General features: G+C 40.2%; 1 protein-coding gene. It reads left to right on the top strand.

Features of this window, described 5'->3' with window-relative positions:
* Positions 1 to 227: 227 nt before the first annotated feature.
* Positions 228 to 1103: an ADP-ribosylation family protein gene (locus tag QUA62_RS29210; RefSeq protein WP_333408283.1), complete on the top strand. Its 876-nt coding sequence runs from the start codon at positions 228 to 230 to the stop codon at positions 1101 to 1103.
* Positions 1104 to 1297: the final 194 nt, after the last annotated feature.

Raw genomic sequence — 1297 nt, 5'->3', positions numbered from 1 at the left:
TTGCTCAACAATAGCTCAAAGCTACTATTCTGCTTTTTTTAAGCATTTATACTTATTGCAAAAGTGACACGCTCCCCTTTTACTTTTCCTGCCACTGATAATATCGGCATAACTTCAGGTATCTTGGTGATTATCAATCCGGAACACAATAGTTGCAACGATACTATCTACGTCGGAATAATTCAGGCCGTCTTTAGTTTTTGAGCTGCTCATTAGTCATTGGTCATATGGAACAACGCAAAAAAGCACTACAAGAACGCTACAGTATAGCTTTTCCAGAGGACTTTTTTCAATTCTGGGAATTCGCTTGTCACTTAAACCCTGAGAATCCTCTGGAGGCGTTGATTGAGCCTCTTGATATCAACTTAGTTGGTCCCTTCGAGTTTCTTGGTGGAAGGTTCGACGGCAAGGAGCCTAAATTGAGCTTCGATCTGCATTGGCGTTACTATCGAGATCCACCGGAATTCTTCACTGTTTTGCAAGGTCACGTAGATGGGCTGCACTGGGGCTATTATTTTGATGATCCCAATTCTCTTCCCAGTTGTGTTAGTCATTACTACCAAAACGATGCTTATGCTCTCTCCCAAGATGGAACTACTCTATTTGATGCAGTACAGAACGCTTTGGAGATGGTACATGAAGATATATTGCAAGACATCCAATATGGTCTAGAAGATTCTGATGATGCAAGAGAACGAATGAGTAAATTGAATCAACTTAGCGAAGAATTACAGCAATACAGTAACAAATATGATTTGACAACAACAGAGCAAGAGCGAATAATAACTGCCGAAACCTGGGATGAAATGGGAATTGTAATTCCTGAGGAGCTCTATCGCCCACTTTCAGGGCATCTCAAAAGTGAAAAACTTAATGAGGCTAAGGAGGCTTTGAATGCAGGGTTTCCTGGTACCGCGCTTAAATTTGGTAAAGATTTGTGGGCACTAAACACTGAGGAATGGAATCACCATGCTTTTGAGTTACTGGATGCTGCTTATGCAGCTTTAGACAGAAAACTCTTACAGCAAATACTCCGTAACCATTGGAAATACCGAGATCCTGTTCTTGCTTATATAGATATTCTTGATGACTGGTATCTTTAGTTGAGCTTCTGAATAAAAGACTAGGGGAGGCTGGCAGAAATAATACAGCAGTTATTAGTGGGTGAGCGAGGTAGCTGGGAAGCGGGATAGAAAACTGCTTTTGAGGCGTTGCACATATATAGCAATTCCATTTGAGATGTAAATATAAATTTCTATGGTAAAATAGGAAAGTTTGATAATAAATGAAAGGGAAG

Source organism: Microcoleus sp. MON1_C1 (assembly GCF_036701945.1).
Taxonomy (GTDB): domain Bacteria; phylum Cyanobacteriota; class Cyanobacteriia; order Cyanobacteriales; family Microcoleaceae; genus Microcoleus.
The sequence above is the reverse complement of the archived record's forward strand: the minus strand, read 5'-3'. Positions and strand labels throughout refer to the sequence as shown.

Excerpts from the sequence above, each read along its gene's own strand:
- QUA62_RS29210 (WP_333408283.1), top strand. The coding sequence starts at position 228 with ATGGAACAACGCAAAAAAGCACTACAAGAACGCTACAGTATAGCTTTT.